Below are 300 nucleotides of genomic sequence, written 5' to 3' on the forward strand. Positions count from 1 at the left end.
GCACCAACTACGGTTGGCGCGACCAGATCATGCTGAAGTTCAAGACGCCAGTGTGGGAAAGCAAGGCGCGGATGTCCTGCGAGATCTACAGCAACGCCGGTCTGGGCATGTTGTGCGTAGAGCCGGCGCTGAAGGGCGGTGCCAACGTGGTGATCAACCTGTCCGGCGACAATGCACGGGTAATGCAGGCCTTCGGCGACAAGCAGATGGTCGATCAGGTGTTGATTCGCCTACACACGTTTTATCCACAGGCTCGCGGTTCGTTCACCGGTTATGAAATCCGCCGCTACAGCACCGACC

1 pseudogene is annotated in these 300 nt (G+C 58.7%); it reads left to right on the forward strand.

The features are described 5' to 3' along the window. Positions 1–300, forward strand: a pseudogene (locus BK665_RS33720) (amine oxidase); the annotation flags it as partial.

It is taken from the genome of Pseudomonas frederiksbergensis (assembly GCF_003732665.1).
Lineage (GTDB): Bacteria > Pseudomonadota > Gammaproteobacteria > Pseudomonadales > Pseudomonadaceae > Aquipseudomonas > Aquipseudomonas frederiksbergensis_G.